This window comes from Caulobacter sp. GW821-FHT10A06 (assembly GCF_059415805.1).
Genome location: NZ_JBWKNY010000002.1, coordinates 812,133 through 830,335, shown reverse-complemented (window position 1 = coordinate 830,335; position 18,203 = coordinate 812,133). Strand labels below are relative to the sequence as shown.

Below are 18,203 nucleotides of genomic sequence, written 5' to 3'. Positions count from 1 at the left end.
CGCTACTCCCGCAGGGTCGCCGAGCCGGTGTCGATTTCCACGTCCGTCTTGAACTCCACCGGCAGGGCCTTCACGGCGCTGGTGACGTCGGCGCGGATAACGAAGGTGACCGCGTTGGGCTTGGCGGCCGCGGTGGCGGCCGTCACCTCCAGTCGCCGCGGCGCGATGCGCGGCTCGTATCGGCGGATGCCTTCCTTGATCTCGCGAGCGCGGGCCTGGATCGCGCCGCGCTGCAGCAGCTTGCCTGCCATGTCCGGCACGCCATAGTTCAACACCGAGGTCGCCACTTCGGGGTAGGCCTTGAGGTTCTGGACCGAGCCCAGGTGCGTGGTGTTGAGGATCCAGTTCAGTTCGCGCAGCACCGTCGCCCGCAAGGCGGACTCGTTGAAACGCTCCAGCTTCATGATCGGATAGAGCCGCAACGTGGACGCGCGGCTGACCTGGCCGGTCTCGATCTTGGGATCGTCGCGCACGCCTTCGATGTCGAGATCGGCGACCAGCTTGTCGAACAGGGTGGGGTTGATCCGTGTCGCCATTAAGAGAACACCAGACGACGCAAGGCCAGGACGCCGACCTCGTCGTCGCCGCCCAGCGACCACAGCTTCTGGCCGACGGCCCAGGCGCCCAGCGGGCCGTCTCGCCAGTCCGTGGCGCGTGACAGCAGCAGGCTGGCGTCCGCTTCGCGGGGTGTCCCAGGATAGCGGGCCGGGAGCAGGGCGCCGACCGACCGGCCGGTCTTGAATTCGATCTCGATGGGCAGCCAGACGAGGTCGCGCAGGTCCTGGGGGCCCTCGCTGGTGATCTGGGCGACGGCCTCGAAGGGGATCAGTCCCCAGCGGCCGTGGACGAAGGCCTCGAACGATGGGCCAAAGCGCGGGTCGGCGTCGGCGATCCAGTCGAAGGGCTGGTCGTTGAAATGTCCGGGGGTGTCGGGCGCGGCGTCGAAGGCGCGATCGCGCGCGGTCTCGGCCTCGTCGTTCCGGCCCTGGATGGCGGCGCCCAGCGCGGTGGCCAGATCGCTTGTCCATGCTTCGCCGCCGACGAGCAGAGCGGGCGGGATGCGGCCGGCGAAGGCTTCCTCGCGCTCGAGCTCGGCCTTGATCGCCGTGTTGTAGGCGACCACCAGCATCTGAGCTTCGGGCGACAGCTGGGCCAGGGCCTTCAGCTGAGCCAGCGCCTTGTCCCACTCACCCAGGATGCAGAAGAACTGGAACAGAAACATGCGGGCCGGCTGGTCGTCCGGCGCGCGCTTGACCCTTTCGACAAGGGCCTTGCGCGCGCCGTCCAGATCCCCGGCGCGCAGCAGGTCGTCGGCGTTCATCGTCATTGATTTCATGATCTCGCCGAGAACCGGCGCGAGCCGTTTAGAACTTCACGTTGCCCGCGATATCCCACTTGAAGTCGCCGGTGCCGGCGGCCTTGCCCGCCTGCGACTGCTCCTTGTACGAGACCTCGACCTTGGAGAAGTTCAGCGAGACGTTCTCGGTGAGACGGTCTTCACCGCCACTGCCGCCGGTCGAGACCGAGGTCACCAGCACGTCGGTCATGGTGAGCGTGATGTATTCCAGCGGGTTCTCGCCCGCCTTGCGGACCACCAGGGTGGCCTTGCTGATGTGCTTGCCGTTGGCGGCGGCCAGCATCAGCGGGGCCGAGGCCAGGTCGACATACTTCGTGAACGAGAGATCCTGAACATTGACCTTGCCGGCGCCGGCGCCGCCGCCGACATGGGCGGTGCCCGAGTTCGTCATGCCCCAGCTCCAGGCCAGGACGTCGATCTCTCCTTTGTGGGTGCTGTCCTTGGACTCGCCACTAATGCCTTCAAGTTTCAGGAACATATCCACGGCCATAAGGCGCTCTCCTCACGAGAAATTACTGATGACTAGGTCGCGCTCTTGGGGAGACGCGAAACCATGCTGAGCGAAACGTCCATCCCCTCGAGTTGGTAGTGCGGCACCATGCGGAAGACGCCGCGGTAGTAGCCCGGGTTTTCCGGGTCGGGGATGACATCCACCGAGGCGGATTTCAGGGGCTTGCGGGCCTTGTCCTCTTCCGTCGAGAAGTCGGGCTGCATGTCCACGTACTGCATGATCCAGGACTGGAGGTCGCTGGTCAGGGCGGGGGCTTCGCGGCTGCTGCCGATCCAGTCGCGCACCATGCACTTCAGGTAGTGGGCGAAGCGGCAGCTGGCGAAGATGTAGGGCAGGCGGGCCGAAAGGTTGGCGCTGGCGGTGGCGTCCGCGTCCTCGTACGCCTTGGGGGCGTGCAGGGTCTGGGCGCCGATGAAGGTGGCCTGGTCGGTATTCTTCCGATGGACCAGGGCCATCAGCCCGGCCTTGGACAGCTCGGCTTCGCGCCGGTCCGAGATGGCGATCTCGGTCGGGCACTTGGCGTCCAGGGCGCCGTCGTCGGTGGGGAACATCGCCGTCGGCAGGTCCTCGACCGTGCCGCCGGACTCCACGCCCCGGATGCGCGTGCACCAGCCGTAGGTCTTGAAGGCCTCGGTGATCCGCACGCCCAGCGCATAGGACGCGTTCAGCCACAGATAGTTGTCGTGCTGGCCGCCGTCGGTGTCCTCCTCGAAGGCGAACTCCTCGACCGGTTCGCTGTTGGCGCCGTACAGGGGGCGGCCCAGGAAACGGGGCAGGGTCAGCGCCATGTAGCGGCTGTCGTTCGAATTGCGGAACGAGCGCCACGCCATGTAGTCGGTGGCGTCGAACTGCTTGGCGATGTCACGCGGATTGGCCAGTTCCTGCCAGCTCTGCATGCCCAGGAGTTCGGAGTCCGCCGCCGCGATGAACGGGGCGTGCGCCGCGGCACCGATCTTGGCCAGGCCCTTCATCACCTCGATGTCGGGGGCGGTGTGATCGAACGCGTAGTCGCAGATGAACGCGCCATACGGCTGGCCGCCCAGCTGGCCGAACTCGGCCTCGTAGATCTTCTTGAACAGCGGGCTCTGGTCCCAGGCCGCGTCGCGGAACTGCCGCAGCATCTTGCGGGTCTCGTCCTTCGACACGTTGAGAACGCGGACCTTCAGGTCCTTGCCCGTGGGGGTGTTGCCAACCAGGTACCAGAGGCCGCGCCAGGCGGACTCCAGCTTCTGGAACTCGGCGTTGTGGATGATCTTGTTGACCTGCTCGGTCAGCTTGCGATCGATCGCCGCCTTCAGGGCGTCCACGGTCGAGAAGACGTCGCCGCCGATGACCTGGGTGTCGACCAGCGCCTGCTGGGCCAGCGTCCGGACGGCCTCTTCGATCCGCGCCTGCTTGGCGTCGGTGTTGGGCTTGAACTCGCGCTGCAGCAGCGCGGTGAAGTCGTCGACCGTGACGGTCTCGTCGGCGACCGGGGCGACCGTCTGTTGAAGGGTCTCTGCCATCGAGGGGCTCCCTGGCCTTACGCGTTGCTGTCTGCGGCTTTGTCGGCGTCGGCGGGCGGCTTGGCCGCGGCCAGGGCCTTCATCAGCTCGGCGTCCTTCAGGACCTTGTCGAGCAGGTCCTGGGCGCCGTCCTTGCCGTCCATGTAGAGCATCAGGTCGTTGAGCTGCTGGCGGGCCTCGAGCAGCTTGGCCAGGGCCGGGACGTTCTTGGCGACCTGGCCGGGCGAGAAGTCCTCCATGGACTTGAAGGTCAGATCGACGCCGATCTTGCCCTCGCCCGTCAGGGTGTTTTCGACCGTGAAGGCGGCGCGCGGGGCGATCGCCTCCATCTTCTGTTCGAAATTGTCCATGTCGAATTCGACGAAGTCGCGCTTGTCCATCGGCTTCTTCTCGACGTTGGACTTGCCCGAAAGATCGGACATCACGCCGACCACGAACGGCAACTCAATCTTCTGGCGCGAGCCGAAGGTTTCGACCTCGTACTCGATGTGGACACGAGGTGCGCGGTTTTCTTTGATAAACCGCTGCCCGCCTTTATTTGACGCCATGATTAGTCACCCGTAATTAGAGCTTACGTGGATATTCAAGGCTTGTTCGATCTCGTAGAGATGTCAAGCGATGTTCTAATAATCTTTCAAGACTGTTCGCGTTGCTTGCGTGATTGTAGAACCGAGCGCGCCTCATCGAGGCTGCCGGGGGCGATATCTTCGAGGATCGACATGAAGTCTTGACCCACCCATTCCCTCGCGCGGCGCATCAAGGTCAGGATCGGATGTCCCGGCTCCTTGCGTTGGTAGTAGTCGCTGAGCGCATCGAGGGCCCGGATGACATCGTCCCGGGTCTCGATCCGCGCCGCCATCACGGCGACATTTGAAAAGCTTGACGGTGCAACGTGCGGCTGCACGGGTGGTTCCGGGGCTTCTTGCGCGATGGGCTCGGGGCTGAAGGCCTGGATGGCGCGACGCATCTGCCCCAGGGCCTCGTAGGCGGCCTTGAAGTCGGTCCCGCCCGCCTCGTCGGCGTTGGACGTCAGCACCAAGTCGGCGCGCCGGAGGTTGTCCGCGATCGCGTCCAGGCGCTCGACGATCTCGTCCAGGCCCTCGTAGTGCAAATCCTCGAGGGCGGCGCGGAACATTCCGTAGCCTTCCTCGCTTTCACCTCTCAAGCGGAACCGTTCGAAGTCGTCGATCGAGTAGCGGCCAAGGCGTGGATGATTGATCAGGGTGATCTTACGCAGCGGCGCCAGGAACCGCGCCTGGCTGACCAGGGAGTCGCAGGGGCCCTTGCGGCCCTGGAAGCCGTAGTCCTCCAGTCTTGGATGCACGCTGGGCCAGTAGGCCTCCAGCAGGCCCGAAAGGTTGCGCGCGCCCAGTTCGACCGTCTCCAGTTGGCCGGCGCGGGCGCCGGCGCGGCACAGATAGGCCGCCAACCACAGGTCCTTGGTCCGGTCGCTCTGCTCGACGATGCGGTCGACGATCGTGCGCCAGTCGACCTCGGAGGGCTGGCTCTCGACGCCCGAAGCGTCGATCGAGACCTCCGTTTCAAATGCCTGCTCAATTTCGTAGCGCCCCGGGTCGTAGGCGAGGTCGGGACCGGTAGGGTCCTCGTCGGAGACCGGCGCCAACAGTCGACCGAGATCAAGCGCCATGTTCGAAGCCGCTGCCGTTGTTCCGAACCCGGAATTCCTCAACCTCGACTTGAGGGGTTGGGGTCTCGATGGGTGGCGCGAAGTGTGGCCAAAGAAATGAGTTTGGCAAGTGCATCTGGTTGAGATTTGATATTTAGCAGCTACACCTAGCTGAATAACCGCGATGATCGTACGGTAAAGCTTAGTAACGGGAGCGATTAATGGATCGGCAGGCGACCATATCTGTCTCGCTTGGTACGGCTAAGCTTAACCTTGAGCGTTATGAGTGCCTTGAGCGTCTGAGCGAGCCATTCATCATTATTGCCGAAGGTTTTTCGAGCGACGAAATCGACTTCCTGCCGCATGTCGGAAAACCGGTCTCGTTCGACGTCGGCGACGAGATGGATCACGTCCGCTACTTCCATGGGTTGTTGACGGACGCGGTCCTGACCAAGGTCGATATCAGCGGCGCGCACTACCGCTTGACGGTGAAGCCATGGTTCGCCCTGCTCGACCAGAACCGGAACTACCGGATCTTCCAGGACAAGAGCATCATCGACATCGCCAAGCAGGTCTTCGCCGACGCCGGCATGAAGGATGTCGAGTTCGACAAGCTCACCGGCGCGTACAAGCCTCGCGAGTACTGCGTTCAGTACAAGGAGAGCGACTTCAACTTCCTGTCGCGCCTCTTCGAGGACGAGGGTGTCTACTACTATTTCCGGCATGAGGAGGCGGCCCACAAGCTGGTGCTCTGTGACGGCAAGTCGGCGCACCAGCCCACGCCGGGCTATGAGACCATCCGCTTCCTGCCCGTGTCCGGCGACGAGGCGACCACGCCCGACACCCTGTCGGAATGGAACGAGCGCATCAGCTCGGTCAGCCAGGCCAAGGTGACCCTGCGCAGTTTCGATTTCACCAAGCCGCAAAACCCGGTCGAGGCGGTGGCCAACAGCGCCGAACAGCATCCCGGCGACGCCCTGGAGGTCTACGAATACCTCGGCGACTTCACCGAGCAATCCGACGGCGAGACGCGCGGCAAGTCGCGCCTGGCCGCCAGCCGCGCGCCGCGCCGGCTCTATACGGGCGGCGGCGACGTGCTGGGCCTAGCCTGCGGCGGTCTCTTTACGCTGACCGAGGCGGGAGTCGATCGCTTCAATCAGGAATATCTGATCACCGGCCTGAACCACGTGATCGAGGCCGAAAGCCATCGCAGCGGCGATGACCGCCAGGCGCGGCGCGTCAACGTCATCGCCATCCCGGGCGAGACCCTGTTCCGCCCGCCGCTGACGGCCGCCAAGCCGGTGTCTACGGGGGTGGAGACCGCGACGGTCACCGGACCGCCCGGCGAGGTGATCTACGTCGACGAATGGGGCCGGGTGAAGGTCCGGTTCCATTGGGACCGCTCGCCCGACCAGCCAGGCAAGACCTCCTGCTGGATGCGCGTCTCGCACCACGCCGCGGGCGAGGGTTTCGGCAATGTCGACCATCCGCGCGTCGGCCAGGAGGTTATCGTCGACTTCCTCAATGGTGACCCGGACCGGCCGATCATCACCGGCCGCGTCTACAACGGCGCTCGCAAACACGCCTACGGCCTGCCGAGCGACAAGACCCGCTCGCTGTGGAAGAGCCAGACCGTCGGCAAGCTGGGCGACTACGGCGGGGCCGAGAAAACGCCGGCGCCCAACAGCATCGGGTTCAACGAGATCCGCCTGGAGGACAAGGGCGGCTCCGAGGAGATCTACATCCACGCCCAGCGTGAGATGGTGCGCGACGTCCTGCTGGACGACAAGCTGACGGTCCAGCGCGACCGCGCCACGCGGGTGGGGCGCGACCGGGTGACGGCGGTCAAGCGAAACGAGACCACGACCGTCGAGACCGGCGACCAGACCCACGAGGTCAGCGCGGGCAAGCGCACGACGACCATCGAGAAGAATGATGCAACGACCATCCGGTCGGGCGATTATTCGGTCACCGTCGACAAGGGCGCGGTGACCATCACCGCGGCCACGAGCATCACCCTGAAGGTCGGCAAGAGCACGATCACGATGGATCCCTCCAGCATCACCCTGGATTCGCTGACGATCGTCAGTGACGCCAAGGTCGTGCAGAGGGTCACGAGCAAGAAGACCGAGGTCAATGGAACGACCATGACCACGGTCACGGGCGGCATGGTCAAGATCAACTAGGACCCGCATGAAACGCTGGAAACAGGTTCGCTGGACGGAGGCGGGCCAAGTCACCGCGATCCTGGAATGGCCCGTGTCGGAGCATGACCAGGAGCCGCCGGAGGCCGTCTTCGATCGTTTGCGCGAGGAAGGCCGGGACGATGATGCGGTCCTGTTCCTGGGCCAGGCCTTGCCGCGTTATGAGGTCGTGGCCTGGGCCGTCAGGACGGTGCGCGAGCTCTCGCCTCCGGACCTGGCGCCGCGCGACGCCGCCGCCCTGGATGCGGCGCAGCAGTGGCTGCGCGACCCCAGCGATAGTCGCCGACGCGCGGCGTACGATGCGGCGGAAGCCGCCAGCAGCGTCAGCGCGCAGCGGATGTGCGCCCTGGCGGTGTTCTTCTCGGGCGGATCGCTGGCCCCGCCGGACCTCGAACCGCTGCCGGCGCCCAAGGACGCCCTGGGCGCCTTCGCGGCCGGGGCGGTGCTGACGGCCGTGACCCGTAGCGGTCGTCGACAGGAAGGCTTGCGCGCCGCCCTCGCGCTGGGCGACGCTCTGGCCGTCGGCAGCGAAGACGCTCTTCAATGACCCTTGTCCTGACCATCAAGTCCCTGGATCGACTCGACAACGGCGAGGCGGCGCAGCTCACCCTGGACCGTCACGGGGCCAGAATCGGGCGCTCGCCGCATATGGACTGGTGTCTGCCGGACCCGCGCAGCTACATCTCTTCCTCGCATTGCGAGATCGAATATCGCGACAGCGGCTATGTGCTGGTCGACCGCAGCACCAACGGCACCTTCGTCAACCGATCGACCACGCGGCTCGCGGCGCCGCACCGCATTGACGACGGCGACGTGATCCTGATCGGCCACTACGAGATCGAGGCCCGGCTAAACCAGGCCGCGGCCAACGACGTGGTGCGCGATCCCCAGACCTGGAGCGGGTGGGACAGTCACGGCGGCCGCGAGGTCGTGGGCGATCCCGGTCGTTGGGACCAGCCCGCGGCCAGGGCTGCGATAACAGGGCAGGGCGCCGCCTCGGGCGCCTGGGCGCCGCCGCGCGTGCAGGCCGAGCCGCAGCCGGTCTCCGCCTGGGCGGCCGATGCGCCCCAGGCGCCGCCACCCTCGGCCTGGTCCAGCGAGCCACGGACGCCCGCCGCGCCGACGGCCGACGACGTCTGGGGCCGACTGGCGGTGACCAACGAGGTGGACTGGGATCGCGGTTTCGCGCCGACGCCCGTCACCACGCCGACGCCCGGCTGGGATCACAGGACGACCACCCCCTCAACACCCGTCCAGGCTCCCGTCGCCGAGGCGCCGATCCCGCCGCCCGCGCCGCCGCCTTCGTCCGCGAGGGGCGGCGATTGGAACGCCTTCCTGGGTGGGGCGGGTCTGCAGCCCGAGGACTTCCGCGAGTCCCCACAGCAGGTGCTGGCGACCGCCGGCGGGCTGTTGCGGCGGCTGATGGGCGGGCTGGTCGTCATGCTGGAAGCCCGCGCCCGGGCGAAGGCCCAGCTGGGCGCCCAGGGTACGGCCCTGGAGTTCGACGGCAACAATCCGCTGAAGTTCACGCGCTCGGCCGACCGGGCTTTGGCCCAGATGCTGAACCGGCCGGATCGTGGCTTCATGCCCTCCGATCGGGCGGTGGAGGACGCCTTCCGCGACCTTCAGGCCCACCAGATGGCGACGCTGTCGGCCATGCAGGGCGCGCTGGCCGCGACGCTGGACCGCTTCTCCCCGTCGGCCATCCGCGGTCGCGCCGAGAACAAAGGGCTGCTGGCCAAGATCCTGCCCAGCGCGCGCGACGCCGCGCTATGGCAAGCCTATGAGCGGGAGTTCGAGGGGGTCACGCGCGGATCGGACGAAGCCTTCATGGAGGTCTTCGCCAAGGAGTTCCGCGACGCCTATGAGCGGATCGCCGCCGACATGAAGGCGAAGGCCAGCAGGGCGTCTCGGGGCTAGGCCAGGGCCAGCAAGGTGGTTTCGTCGCAAGCCACTACTGCCACGCTCACATTGTCCGGTGCGCCGCGTTCTAGGCAGGTGGCGACCAGGGTGTCGACCATGGCGCCGGGATTGCCGCGAGTCAGGATCGCCGCCAGTTCGTCGTCCGGGATCACCCGGGTCAGGCCGTCGCTGCAGACCAGGAAGACGTCGCCGATCCGCGCTTCGTCCGACACCGCGTCCAGTTCCAGGCGCGGTCCGACGCCGACGGCGCGCGACAGCACGTGGGCCATGGGATGGTTCTCGGCCTCCTCAGGCGTCAGGCGGCCGGCGGCGACCATCTCCTGGACCTGCGAATGATCGACGGTCAGCTGGTAGAGCTTGCCGGCGCGCAGCAGGTAACAGCGGCTGTCGCCCGCCCAGAAGACCGCGAAGCGCTGGCCGCGTAGAAGCAGCACGACCACGGTCGAGCCCATGGGCTGGCCGCCAGCCTTCAGCCAGATCCGTTCGTTGGCTTTGTGCACGGCCGCCGCCGCCGCCTGGGACGCCGCGTCGAAGTCGGCGGGCAGGATGGCGGCTTCCAGCGCATTGACGATGGTCCTCGACGACCACTTGCCGTTGGCATGGCCGCCCATGCCGTCGGCCACGACCCACAGGCCCTCCTCGGGGCGCGCGAGGACGTTGTCCTCGTTGTCGCTGCGCACCCGGCCGGGGTGGGTGAGAACGGCGTCGCGGAACCGCAGGTTTCCGTCGTCCATGACAGCTCCTTATATCGTCAAGGCCCGGGTGATCAGGTCGGCGGGCGGTTGGCCGGCGGAGATATCGAAGGGCGAGACCGGTCGCCAGAAGCGTCCCTGCGCATCCGGTTCGCCTTCTGATTCCAGAGTTTGAAAGACATCTTGCGCTTTGGCCACCATCGCATCGATGTCCGCGCCCGCCTCGAACGCGCGGTAGATCTCGTCCTCGGCGGCCTTCGCCAACTGCTCGCGCGCCGACGGCGGGGCATCGGTGCGGACGCCCAGGACGACGATGAACCGCCGGCCCGCCGCGTCGATCGACGGGGTCAGGGCGCCGGTGCTCCAGCCGGGGCCGAAGCCGCCAGGGCCGAAGGCGAAGCGGACGGGGTGCGCGGCGTCGTGCCGGCTCTCGAACGCGTCGCCCAGCGCCGCGCGCGCCGCTTCCAGGCCGGCGCTGGACCAGGCGTCCCAGGCCTCGCGCTCGTCGGCCGTCAGGCCGCGCGAGACGAAGTCGCCGTGCGCCGGCAACTTGCCGAACGCGAAGACGCGCGGGGCGCTCACAGTTTCCCCGGGCATCGGAACGACCACAGACCCCCGCGTCCGAACGGATTCTTGTCCGACGGCAGACCGACCTTGAGGGAGAAGTACTGCGCGCCCTGGCCGAAGGTCGCTTTCACCGTCGTCGGGCCGGCATTCTCCTTCTGGGCGGCGTCCATCAGGTGGAACAGCGCCCACGGACCCTGGGCCTCGAAGCGCCGGACCTCCTTGGCGCCGGAATAGAGCACGAGGCGGGCTTCCGGCAGGCTGGAGATGGACCACATCACCGCCCTGGCCCCGACGGTGCTGGGCTCGAAGCGATAGGTGGCCCCGGCCGCGGAGAACTCCGCCGCGGTGATCGCGCCGCCGAAGCCGGCCGCCTCGACCTTGAGCGGCAGGCCCGAGGTGAGAAGGTCGCGGACCTGGGCGGCCTTCTGGAACTGCTCGGCGCTGGTCGGGTCGAACGTGGCGGCGATCGGATCCTCGCTCCGCCACCGCCAGACCGGCCCGGAGGTGACCAGCAGCGGCTGCAGGCGGTCGCGCACCAGGCTGTCGAACTGGCCGTTGAGGCCGAAGACCTGCAGCATCTCGCCCGTCGCGCCGTCGTTGCGCGCCGCGCCGTAGAAGGGATAGCGGTTCTCGCTGGCGGTGCGGCACGCGCCGGCCAGGCCGGAGGCGTATTCCTGGGCGATGGCGTTCTGGGCCGACGACACCGCCGCGCCCTTGCCCGTCCGCGTGGCCTCGGTGACGAAACCCTGCAGTTGCGGCGGGGCGACCACGCCGGCGGTGGCGACCTGGCCCAGGGCCGAGGCCAGCTCACCCTGCGCCGAGACGCCGCCAAGGCCGCCGCCCGCCACGCCCGCGGCCATGTTCGCCGAGGCCGCCTGCTTCACCGCGGCGAGGAACTCGTCGATCGGCGCGGCGCCCTTGCCGTCGCCGACATAGTCCGCCAGCGGACGGAAGTAGCCGGTGATGGTCTTGCCGGCGTCGACGCCGCCCGTCTCCAGCACCGCGCCGCCGACGATCTTGGCGGCGGCCTTCAGCTTGCTGGGCGCGCGGATCGGCGGCGGCTTGCTGAACGTGGTGTTCTTGCGCACCTCCAGCAGCAGCACCTTCAGCGGCGAGGGCGTGCGCGTGAAGGCCCCGAGGGCGGCGGGGCTGGAGAAGTAGTCGGCGGGCTTGAGGCCCTGCACGACGCCGTCCCAGGCGGCGATGTATTCCTTGGCGTAGAGGGCGGCCACGCCGGGTCGAACCTGAGTGATCTGGCTGCGGATCGCCGCCTTGTTAGCGTCGCCGCCCATGACCCAGAGGTCCTTCTCGAGGTCCGCGGCGACGGTCTGCAGGCCCGGCTGGTAAGCGCGCTCGAAGCCCGCCCGCGTGAAGAAGTAGGGCACGCTGGCCTGCAGGACCGAGTCGCCGTTCAGGAAGGCCTGCCGGTCGCCGCTGGCCAGCACGGTGTCGGCGCGCCAGTCGGGCTGATCGCTGGCCGAGGCCTTCTGGCGAAGGATGGCATAGGCCCGGTCGGCCAGCGACAGGGTCTGGACCGAGGCGCGCGTCGCCTCGATCAGCGCCCCGTCGAGCGGCGCCTCGCGCCCGGGCCACACGCGGCCCAGCTGCGGGTCGGCCAGCATGGCGTCCAGGTGCGAGGCCAGCTCGGCGCGCACCTCGGCCCGGTCGTCGCCGGGCAGGACGGTCTCGCTCCAGTCCTCGGTCACCCACGCCTTGACGGCCTTGGCGTCCAGCGGACCCAACCCGCCCAGCATGAGATAGACCTTCAACGGCTCGTAGACCTTGAGCGGCTCCTGGGCGTGTTCCTGCATGTAGCGCTCGAGGCGCAGAAGCAGACGCGGCAGAAGAATACGCTGCAGCGAGTCGAGATAGGCCTGCCTGGCCGCCTTGGCGTGGCTGCCCTGGAAGAGGCCCCAGCGCGCCATCAGGGGCGGACCGCCCTTGGCCTGGTCGCCATAGCCCCGCGGCAGCTGGCGCAGGGCCCGGATCAGGGACAGGGCCTGTTCGAGATCGGGGTCGCCGTCGCGCACTTCCACGAGGTCGACGCCCGTGTCGCGCACCTCGGCGCTGATGTTCTGCGCGCCCGACAGCAGGCGATCCTGCAGGTCGCGGTTCCGCGCGAAGCTGGCGGTCCAGAGCGACAGAATGACCACCGAAGCCAGGGCCACGGCGCTGATCCCGCCGATCAGGGCGGTGCGCCGGCGCGCGCGCGCCTGGGGCGAGGCCTGCACCAGCCCGGCTTCGGCGAAGATCACCTCCTTGAGGAGGCGATTGAGGAAATAGGCCCGTCCGGCCTGGCCCGCGCGCAGGGCGGCGGGGGCGTCATAGACGGCCGCGACGTCGCCGAGGATGCGATCCAGCGGCGCGCCTTCCTGGACGCCGCTCGTGAAATAGAAGCCGCGCAGCTTGGCCGGCGCGTCCTGCTCGGCGACCAGTGCGCCATCCAGGAAGCGGGCGAGGCGCGTGCGAAGCGACGCCACCTGGGCCGGGAAGCCGAGGATCAGGCTGCGCCGATGCGGATCGATCTCCTCCTGAAGGCGCTTGGCGACGCGGTCGGAGAGGGCCTGGACGACGGCGTCGAATTCGGCCAGCAGGCCTTCCAGGTCGTAGGCGCCATCCAGCGGCAGGCTCGCGCCGAGCACGGCGCGGCGGCCTTCGACGTCCAGGTCCTCGAAGAACTCGCCGAAGCCCGCCAGCAGGTCGGCCTTGGTGAGCAGCACATAGACCGGCGCGGAGACCTCCAGCACGCGGCGCAGCTCGGCCAGGCGGTGGCGCACGGCCACGGCGTGATCGTCCAGGCCCGCGCGATCGGCGTGCAGGATCTCGTCCAGGCCGATGGCGACCAGCACGCCGTTGATCGGCTGCAGCGGTCGGGTCCGGCGCAGCAGCCCCAGGAAACTTTCCCAGCCCTTCTGATCGACGGCGGCGTCGGAGGTCTGGATGGTGTAGCGGCCGGCGGTGTCCACCAGCACCGCCTCGTCGGCGAACCAGAAGTCCAGGTTGCGCGTGCCGCCCGCGCCCTTGAGCGCGGAGTCGGAGAACGGGAACCGCACGCCCGACTTCAGCAGAGCGGTCGTCTTGCCGGCCCCCGGCGGCCCGATGATCACGTACCAGGGCCGGGCGTAGAGATAGTCGCGCTGGCTGCCGGCCGCCGTCTTCAGCTTGGCCAGCGCCGCGCGCATCCGGCCCGACAGCGCCTCGGCCTCGACGTCGCCGGGGGAGGGGGCGGAAAGCTCGGCGACAATGGCGGCCGACGCTTTCCTGGCGTGCAGGATGCGCAGCGTGGCGAAGACGCCCCAGACGGCGGCGACGCCCAAGGCCAGCAGCAGCCGGACCCACCATGGTCGCAGGAACGGCGCCAGCAGCGGCAGGACCAGGACGAACAGGACGATGGTGAGGATCGCGGCCAGGCCGGTCAGCAGCCACCAGTTCAGGAGGAAACGCTTCATGGCGCCTGTTCACCGCGCGGAATGACGACCTCGACACGACGGTTCAGCGCCTTGCCGGCGGCCGTGGCGTTGGGAGCGATAGGCTGGCTGTCGCCGAAGCCCTCGGTGCTGACGCGCGCCTTGTCGCTCAGCTGGCCGCGGACGATGCGGGCGGCGGCTTCGGCGCGGGCTTTCGACAGGGCGAAGTTGTCCGGGAAGGTAATGCTGGCCAGCCGATCGGTGTCGGCGTGTCCTTCCACGCGCACCGCGCCACGCTCGGGCTCGATGGCCATGCCGATCCTGGCGAAGAGCTTGTCGGCGTTAGGTTCCAGCTTGTCGGAGCCGGACTTGAACAACGTGCCGATCGTCGTGCGGACACGGATGGACTGGCTATCCTGCTCGACGGCGACCAGGTGCTGGGCGATCTCCGGGGCCAGGAAGGCGCGGATCCGCTCGAGCTGCGTGCTCGTCGACGTCGGCGGCGGCGCGGCCTGCCGCGACATGCGCAGCGGCTGGTCGGGATTGATGGCCTTCAGCGCGGCGAGGGAGGGTTCCCCGGTCTGCATCAGCACGACGCGGAACAGGATGAAGGCCGCCAGCAGGACACCCAGGGCGATCGCGCCCGCCAGGGCCAGGACGCCCCAGAAACTCACCCGGGCGGCGGGCGTCGGGTGACCCCGCCAGCGCGGGGTCAGCTCGGTCTGCGACAGGCCGCGCGTGTGGTCCAGGGCGGCGTAGGCGCTGGCCATGATCTCGTGCAGCTGGCGCTTGCCGTCCGGCGAGACGCGATAGCGGCCCTCGAAGCCGGCGGCGAGGCAGGCGTGATAGAGTTCGATCAGGTCGGCGAACTGGGCGGGACGCGCCAGCATGTCCTCCAGCAGGCGCCAGAAGCGGTCTCCGCCGATGTTCTCGTTGAAGGCCTGGACGACGAGGCTGCGGCGCGCCCATTCGGCGCCGTCGGCCGCCTGGCCGGGCAGGTTCTGGGCGATGTCGTCGACGGTGGCGCTGACGGCGTACAGGGCGCGCTGCCGGGTCTCGGCGTCGTAGTTCGCCGCGTGCAGCGCCTTGTCGAAGGCCGCGACGCCGGCGGACGCGCTGCGGTGCAGTTCCGGCAGGTCGATCCGCACGCGCCCGGACCGGACGCCGATGATCAGCGACAGCACCGGCGCGGCCGCCAGCATCATCGGGTTCCGCGCCCGGGCGGCCGGCGGGGGCAGGGGAATGTCGTCGTCGCTCGCGGTAGGACGGCGCCGGTGCGGGGAGGACGGGGGCGGGAGGTTCCCGGCGTAGCTGGGGTTGAACGCGGGTGACGGCGGCGAACCGGCCGCGCGCAGGTTCTGCAAGGGCGACGGCCGGAACACGGTCTTGTTCGGGTTCTCGGGGTCTTCGTCGCCTGTCATCGGCCGTTCCCCTTCACGCACCAGAGTTCAAGCTTCAGCTCGGGCCACTCGCCGGCGACGTGCAGGCCCAGGGCCGCGGCGCTGGCGAAATCGCGCCAATCGGGAACGGAGCGGTCGAGCTCGAAATAGACGTAGCCCGGGATGACCCGCAGCTGGGGCGGCGGCGTCGGCGTGTGGCGCAGCGGCACGCCGGGCAGGGCTGAATCCACGATCTCGCGCATCTTCTGGACCGCGCCGATCTTGGCCACGGACGGAAAGCGGCCGCGGATATCGTCCAGGGACGCGCGGGCGTTCACGGCGAGATAGAAATAGCCGTTCTTGTACAGGTTATGGTCGGTGATCCGCGAGGTGTAGGCGCCCAGGCCGGCCATCTGCAGCGGCAGCTGGATCGCCGAGCGGTCGAACACCGCCGACAGCGCCGCCTGCAGGACCTCGAAGACCGGCTCGAAGGTCGGCTGCAGCTTTTCGTGGATGTAGTCGGGAAACGGCGGGGCCCGGCGGTCGGGACGGGTCAGGGTGGCCAGCTCGCCGGCCATGCCCAGGAACGTCTCGTAGAGGCGTTCGGGATGCACGCCGGGAAGGGCGGCCAGATGGCGCAGCTGCGGCGTCCAGCGGTTCAGCGTCTGCAGCAGCAGGAAGCTGGCGAAGGTCTCGGCGCCGCCGTCGGTGGTTTCGACCGCGCGCAGCGCCAGTTCGTCGATACGCTGGGCCGCCCGGCCGATGATGTCGCTGAGGAAGCCCGACAGGCGGCGACTGGCCTGGATGTCCAGCGCCGGCGGGATGTAGCGCTCGTCGAAGATCAGCCCGCCGTTGTGGACCTCGCGGATGCGCGCCAGGCCGAGCAGGACGCGGCCATACGTCTGGTCCTGGGTGACGCCGAAGGCGAGGTTGGGTCGCGCGACCTCGATGGGCTCCTGTCCGCGTTCCTCAGAGAAGGCGTCGGTGACGTCCTCCTCGTCGACCAGATAGCGCACGGCGCCGGTGTCGCGCTCCTCGCGTCCCTTGAACTCGACGGCGCCGGCCTGCCGGGCGGGCAGGGTCAGGTAGATGACCACATCCCGGGCGTCGGCGGGGACGTCGAGTGGCGGCGGCGGCGGCAGGTCTCCGGGAATCGAGAACGGCAACCCGTCCGGCAGCACGCCCGACATCGACTCGACCGCGAACTTGCCCAAGGCGGCCAGGTCGGCGTTGATCTTGAGTTGCGACACGCCCCAGGGATAGGGACGCAGGCCGCTGGCCCGGGCTGTAATCAGCGCCTCCAGATAGCGATCTTGCTGTTGGAAGTGCTGTTGTCGAAGGAAAAGACCTTCGCGCCACGCGACGCGGCTGTCGCTCTGCATACGCTTCCCTCGTTCCCCTGGGGGTTGCACTTAAACACTAGTCGCTAGAGCTACGGAAGTCGGATTTCCCAGATATAGGCTCTGGTTCGCCCGCCCCACGAAGCTATGCTTTGGGAAACGCAAGCAAAGAGAAACGGATGCATCGCCGGACAGAAGACGAGACGTCTTTCGATCCCCGTCGCTGGGTGAGGAAAACTTCTCCGAAATCCGAATCGTCGCCGGAACAATCAAGCTTGGCCGTAAAAAGCTTGGCTGTAAGGCGTCGTGGACTTGTCATGATTGGTGGCGCGTTAGGATTGATCGTCGTCGGGGGAGCTGGGTGGGCGCTATGGCGCGCGCCCGCCAAGCCAGCGCGACCTCAACCTTCGGTCGCTGCGCCGGCGGCGTCGCAGGGGCTGCGGCGGACCTTCGCGATCGCGCGCGTCCAGGACTTGGCCGCCGCCCTGGTCGCCGAGGGGGTGAGTCAGGACCGCGCGATCAAGCTGGGCCTCGTCGCCAACGAGAAGCTGGCCGCCGCGCCGGGGCAGTTGCGGGTGACGCTCCGCTTCCGCACCGCCCAGCCGGGCGTGGTCGAGGACGTTGAGCTTCGGCGCGCCGACGGCTCCGGTCTGCTGTTGCGCGGCGACGGCGTCGGCGAGGCCAGGTCGCTGAAATCCGATCGGACCATCGAGGTCAAGGTCGTGCGGGGCGAAATGGACGCCAACAGCTTCTACTCTTCCGCCGTGGCGGCGGGCGTGCGGGACTCGCTGATCGACGACTTCGCCGCCGCGTTCGCGTTCGACTTCGACTTCCAGCGCGAGATCAGGCCCGGAGACATCTTCGAGGCCGCGTTCGAGCGCCAGGTCGACGGCGAGGGGGCGGTGGCGGGCAGCGAGCGGCTTGTCTACGTCTCGCTGCAGACGGCGACAAAGTCCCGCGCCCTCTACGCCTTCCAGCCGCCCGGCGACGTCCGGCCTAGCTGGTTCGACGGCAATGGCGTCAGCGTCGTGCGCGGACTGATGCGGACGCCGGTGAACGGCGCGCGCATCACCTCCAGCTTCGGACCGCGCCTTCATCCGGTGCTGGGCTACACCCGCCTGCACAAGGGGACGGATTTCGCCGTTCCGGTCGGGACCGCGGTTTATGCGTCGGGTGACGGGGTGGTCGACTTCGTCGGTCCGCACGGCGGTCACGGCCAGTTCGTCCGCATCCGCCACAAGGCCGAGTTGGAAACCGCCTACGCCCATCTGTCGCGGTTCGCGTCGGGTGTCGTCGTCGGCGCGGCGGTGCGCCAGGGCCAGCCGATCGCGTTCTCCGGCAATACGGGCCTCTCGTCGGGGCCGCATCTCCACTACGAAGTCATCGTTAAGGGCGCCCAGGTCGACCCCATGAGCTTCCAGCTCAACGAAGGGCGCTCCCTCAATGGTCAAGCTTTGGCGGCATTTCGGCAGGAGCGTGATAGAATTGACGGTATGAGGGCCGCGCAAAACGGGTAAGGCGCGAAAAAGTTCCGAGAGATTTCATCGAAATCATCAGCAAGCTTTGCTTTAACTAATCTGACGTCATCTGGTTGATCAATATGAAGTTTCCTCAAAATACAACAAAAGGTGGTTGATCTGTATTGAGTGTGCTGAGTGCTGACGCTAGGCTTCCGCGACCTCTGGCCAGCG

General features: G+C 67.9%; 15 protein-coding genes. 4 read left to right on the top strand and 11 right to left on the bottom strand.

Annotation, left to right across the window (positions count from 1 at the left end; genetic code table 11):
* Positions 1-2: 2 nt before the first annotated feature.
* From tssE to tssA, 6 genes are all read right to left on the bottom strand, one after another.
* The gene (gene tssE / locus AC07NF_RS07520; protein ID WP_492809943.1) at positions 3-536 is read right to left on the bottom strand and encodes a type VI secretion system baseplate subunit TssE; all 534 of its coding nucleotides are present in this window, start codon (positions 534-536) and stop codon (positions 3-5) included.
* Positions 536-1,336 (bottom strand): type VI secretion system accessory protein TagJ, encoded by an 801-nt coding sequence (locus AC07NF_RS07515; RefSeq protein ID WP_494627668.1) that lies wholly within the window; start codon positions 1,334-1,336, stop codon positions 536-538. The genes tssE and AC07NF_RS07515 overlap by 1 nt, the downstream gene beginning before the upstream one ends.
* Positions 1,337-1,364: 28 nt before the next feature.
* The gene (locus AC07NF_RS07510) at positions 1,365-1,847 is read right to left on the bottom strand and encodes an Hcp family type VI secretion system effector (RefSeq protein ID WP_492809946.1); all 483 of its coding nucleotides are present in this window, start codon (positions 1,845-1,847) and stop codon (positions 1,365-1,367) included.
* 32 nt (positions 1,848-1,879) lie between these two features.
* On the bottom strand, positions 1,880-3,373 hold the full coding sequence (tssC, locus tag AC07NF_RS07505; protein ID WP_492809947.1) for a type VI secretion system contractile sheath large subunit: 1,494 nt from the start codon (positions 3,371-3,373) through the stop codon (positions 1,880-1,882).
* A 17-nt stretch (positions 3,374-3,390) separates the two neighbouring features.
* Positions 3,391-3,921, bottom strand: coding sequence for a type VI secretion system contractile sheath small subunit (tssB, locus tag AC07NF_RS07500; protein WP_492809949.1), 531 nt, complete (start codon positions 3,919-3,921; stop codon positions 3,391-3,393).
* A gap of 86 nt (positions 3,922-4,007) precedes the next feature.
* Positions 4,008-5,021 carry a type VI secretion system protein TssA gene (gene tssA, locus AC07NF_RS07495; protein ID WP_494627671.1) on the bottom strand — a complete coding sequence of 338 codons (1,014 nt, stop codon included), beginning with the start codon at positions 5,019-5,021 and terminating at the stop codon, positions 4,008-4,010.
* A 200-nt stretch (positions 5,022-5,221) separates the two neighbouring features.
* Between tssA and AC07NF_RS07490 the strand changes: the two genes are divergently transcribed.
* Genes AC07NF_RS07490 through tagH form a run of 3 tightly spaced genes read left to right on the top strand, consistent with a single transcriptional unit; the run spans position 5,222 to position 9,124 of the window.
* Complete coding sequence (locus AC07NF_RS07490; protein ID WP_494627673.1) at positions 5,222-7,186, top strand: type VI secretion system Vgr family protein; 1,965 nt, start codon at positions 5,222-5,224, stop codon at positions 7,184-7,186.
* Positions 7,187-7,193: 7 nt separating this feature from the next.
* On the top strand, positions 7,194-7,751 hold the full coding sequence (locus AC07NF_RS07485; RefSeq protein WP_492809953.1) for a DUF6931 family protein: 558 nt from the start codon (positions 7,194-7,196) through the stop codon (positions 7,749-7,751).
* Complete coding sequence (tagH, locus tag AC07NF_RS07480) at positions 7,748-9,124, top strand: type VI secretion system-associated FHA domain protein TagH (protein WP_494627675.1); 1,377 nt, start codon at positions 7,748-7,750, stop codon at positions 9,122-9,124. Before AC07NF_RS07485 ends, tagH begins: the two co-directional genes overlap by 4 nt.
* Here the strand turns inward: tagH and AC07NF_RS07475 are convergent.
* Genes AC07NF_RS07475 through tssK form a run of 5 tightly spaced genes read right to left on the bottom strand, consistent with a single transcriptional unit; the run spans position 9,121 to position 16,554 of the window.
* On the bottom strand, positions 9,121-9,861 hold the full coding sequence (locus tag AC07NF_RS07475) for a PP2C family protein-serine/threonine phosphatase (RefSeq protein WP_494627677.1): 741 nt from the start codon (positions 9,859-9,861) through the stop codon (positions 9,121-9,123). The genes tagH and AC07NF_RS07475 overlap by 4 nt on opposite strands.
* Before the next feature lie 9 nt (positions 9,862-9,870).
* Positions 9,871-10,401 (bottom strand): type VI secretion system-associated protein TagF, encoded by a 531-nt coding sequence (gene tagF / locus AC07NF_RS07470; RefSeq protein ID WP_494627679.1) that lies wholly within the window; start codon positions 10,399-10,401, stop codon positions 9,871-9,873.
* Complete coding sequence (gene tssM, locus AC07NF_RS07465; RefSeq protein ID WP_494627681.1) at positions 10,398-13,835, bottom strand: type VI secretion system membrane subunit TssM; 3,438 nt, start codon at positions 13,833-13,835, stop codon at positions 10,398-10,400. The genes tagF and tssM overlap by 4 nt, the downstream gene beginning before the upstream one ends.
* The gene (icmH, locus tag AC07NF_RS07460) at positions 13,832-15,214 is read right to left on the bottom strand and encodes a type IVB secretion system protein IcmH/DotU (RefSeq protein ID WP_494627682.1); all 1,383 of its coding nucleotides are present in this window, start codon (positions 15,212-15,214) and stop codon (positions 13,832-13,834) included. Before icmH ends, tssM begins: the two co-directional genes overlap by 4 nt.
* The gene (tssK, locus tag AC07NF_RS07455) at positions 15,211-16,554 is read right to left on the bottom strand and encodes a type VI secretion system baseplate subunit TssK (RefSeq protein WP_494627684.1); all 1,344 of its coding nucleotides are present in this window, start codon (positions 16,552-16,554) and stop codon (positions 15,211-15,213) included. Before tssK ends, icmH begins: the two co-directional genes overlap by 4 nt.
* Before the next feature lie 431 nt (positions 16,555-16,985).
* Here tssK and AC07NF_RS07450 point away from each other — a divergent pair, with 431 nt between their 5' ends.
* Positions 16,986-18,029 carry a peptidoglycan DD-metalloendopeptidase family protein gene (locus tag AC07NF_RS07450; RefSeq protein ID WP_494627686.1) on the top strand — a complete coding sequence of 348 codons (1,044 nt, stop codon included), beginning with the start codon at positions 16,986-16,988 and terminating at the stop codon, positions 18,027-18,029.
* The last annotated feature ends 174 nt before the right edge of the window (positions 18,030-18,203 follow it).